The 2712-nt window shown below is 71.2% G+C and carries 3 protein-coding genes; all 3 read left to right on the top strand.

Features of this window, described 5'->3' with window-relative positions; translation table 11 throughout:
- Nucleotides 1–221: 221 nt before the first annotated feature.
- Nucleotides 222–1412: a lipid-transfer protein gene (locus tag MJ777_RS08915; protein WP_239375056.1), complete on the top strand. Its 1191-nt coding sequence runs from the start codon at nt 222–224 to the stop codon at nt 1410–1412.
- Nucleotides 1413–1420: 8 nt separating this feature from the next.
- On the top strand, nt 1421–1891 hold the full coding sequence (locus tag MJ777_RS08910; RefSeq protein ID WP_370652678.1) for a Zn-ribbon domain-containing OB-fold protein: 471 nt from the start codon (nt 1421–1423) through the stop codon (nt 1889–1891).
- Nucleotides 1851–2712, top strand: an 862-nt coding sequence (locus MJ777_RS08905) for a TIGR03619 family F420-dependent LLM class oxidoreductase (RefSeq protein WP_239375035.1), incomplete at its 3' end; no start/stop codon positions are given. The genes MJ777_RS08910 and MJ777_RS08905, both read left to right, overlap by 41 nt.

Raw genomic sequence — 2712 nt, 5'->3', positions numbered from 1 at the left:
GCGCCCGGCCACGCGGGGCGCCACTGTTCCAAGAATGACCGGCAATAGAGGGTGCGCGTCGTGGGCTGAGGTGCGTCCCCAGCGTCCGCCCGGCGCTCCAGGCTGGGCCCTGGTATCGAATTCATCATGATGATAGAGTCCGAAGCTCATCGTTACTCCATCGTTCGCCGGTGGGCCGGGCGGGTTCCCCGTGCCACCCTTGGAGGGACGGGCGGCCTGCCATGGGCGACCAGGACACGTTCGGGCACCGCGACCGCTGCGCGATCGCGGGTATCGGCGCCACCGACTACTCACGCGACTCCGGGCGCAGCGATCTCACCCTGGCGACCCAGGCCGCGCTCGCCGCCCTGGACGACGCCGGGCTCTCACCCGCTGACATCGACGGCATCGTCCGCTGCGACATGGACACCGTGCTGCACAGCGACCTCGCCGACTCCCTCGGCATCGACAACCTCACGTACTGGTCCCAGGTCGGGCCGGGCGGGGTGGCCCCCTGCGCCATGGTGGGCCAGGCAGTCGGCGCCATCCTGTCCGGCCAGGCGACCGCGGTCCTGGTCTTCCGCGAGATCAACGGCCGCTCCGGGCGTCGGTTCGGCCTGTCCGCCGCCACTAGCGCCAGGGTGGGCGGCGCGGGCGGCTACGACGAGTTCTTCGCGCCCTACGGGCTTCTCACCCCCGGCCAGATCTTCGCTCTCCTGGCCCGGCGCCACATGATCGAATACGGTACCCGGGCGGAGGACCTTGGCCATATCGCGCTCGCCTGCCGGGCGCGGGCGAACGCCAACCCCGCGGCGCAGCTGCACGCGCGCACCCTCACCATGGACGACTACCTGTCGGCCCGGATGATCTCCGATCCGCTGCGGCTGTTCGACTTCTGCCTGGAGACCGACGGGGCCTGCGCTGTCGTCGTGACCAGCGCCGCACGGGCGCGCGACTGCCGGCGGCCGCCCGTCCTCATCCGTGCCGTCGCCCAGGGCACTATCCCCGGCTCCCAGCCCGGCATCCAGTTCCCGGCCCTGATGCGGGAGTCGCTCACCGAACTGCCCGCCCGGTCGGTCGCCCGGACGCTGTACCGCCGGGCGGGCCTCGGCCCCGACGACATCGACGTCGCCCAGATCTACGACTGTTTCACGATCACCGTGCTGCTCCAGCTGGAGGACTGGGGGTTCTGCGAGAAGGGAGAAGCGGGCCCGTTCGTCGCCGCGGGCGGCATCGACCTGGACGGCCGCATTCCGGTCAATACCGGCGGTGGCCATCTCTCGGAGGGCTACATCCACGGCATGAACCACATTCTCGAAGGGGTACGCCAGATCCGCGGCGACTCCACCTCCCAGGTACCCGGCGCCGAGGTGTGCCTGGTCACCTCGACACCGCTGCCTCCCGGCAGCGCCCTCGTCCTGACGGCCGCCTGATGGACGGCGTGACGCCTCGGGCCGCCCGCCTGGCCCCCGTCGGTGACGACCACGACACCGGCGGCTTCTTCGAGGCCGCCCGCCGGCATGAACTGGTCATCCGCCGGTGCGATGGTTGCGACGCCGTGCTGCACCTGCCGCGGGCCTACTGCCGGCACTGTGGCGGCTGGGACGGCCGCTGGCAGCCGGTCGCCGGTACCGCGACCTTGTACTCCTGGACCGTGGTCGAGCACCAGGTGCACCCCGCCTATCCGGTGCCCTACTGCGTGGTCCTCATACAGCTCGATGACGTCCCGGCGGCCCGGCTGGTCGGCTACCTGCCCGGCCGGCCGGCACTCACCCCGGGGCAGCCCATGCGGGTCTGGTTCGAAACGCTTGACGACGGCACCGACGAGGGCGTTGTCGTGCCGCAGTGGAAGCCAGAACAAGGAGCTGAGGATGCGGATCGGCCTGTCGGTGTACAACATGGGCGCGCGTGACCTGCTGGACCTCGCCGTCGCGGCCGATGAGACCGGCTTCGACGCACTCTGGCTGGGCGAGCACCTCGTCCTGCCGTACGACTACTCCAGCGAGCATCCGACCCACGGTCAGGCGGCGCACCAGCACCATCTCGGGCCGATCGTCGGCCCGGCCACGCGGCTGCTGGACCCGTGGTCGGCGCTGAGCGCCGCCGCCGCGCTCACGACGAGGGTGAAGCTCGCGACCGGCATCTACATCCTGCCGTTGCGTCATCCGCTTCTGACCGCCCGTGCCGCCTGCACCACGCAGGAGATCGCCGCCGGCAGGTTCATGCTCGGGGTCGGAGCCGGTTGGCTGCGCGAGGAGTTCGCCGCCCTCGGCGTGCCGTTCGGCGAACGCGGATCCCGCCTGGAGGAGAGCCTGGCGGTCCTGCGCTCCGCGTGGGGTGGGGGACCCTTCGAGCATCGGGGCACCCACTTCACGATCGACAAGGTCCAGGTGACCGCGGAGCCCGTCACCGTTCCTCTCGTCCTCGGGGGCAACACCGACCGGGCGCTGCGCCGCGCGGCCCGGGTCGGGGACGCCTGGTTCAGCTCCGGCACGCCGTCCTTCTCCGACGCGGTACGGCTGCGCGACCAGCTCGCGGCACTGTGCGAGGAGCAGGGGCGCGCGATGATTCCCTGCTACTTCCGGTTGGCGGGCCGGGATCCGGAACTGGTGTGCCGCTATGACGCTGAGGGGATCACCGATCTGGTCGTGTGGGCGGACCAGCTGTGGTGCGGGGACGGCCCGGACGCCATGCGGCAGTCCCTCGCCCAGGCCGTGGACGACTTTGGGATCT

Origin of the sequence: Protofrankia sp. Cj5 (assembly GCF_917627405.1) — a bacterium.
In the GTDB taxonomy this organism is placed as follows: Bacteria; Actinomycetota; Actinomycetes; order Frankiales; family Frankiaceae; genus Protofrankia.
This window is presented reverse-complemented; position numbering and strand designations above follow the sequence as displayed.

What these genes read in the sequence shown, in the direction of transcription:
- MJ777_RS08915 (WP_239375056.1), top strand. Translation starts at nt 222, where the DNA reads ATGGGCGACCAGGACACGTTCGGGCACCGCGACCGCTGCGCGATCGCG.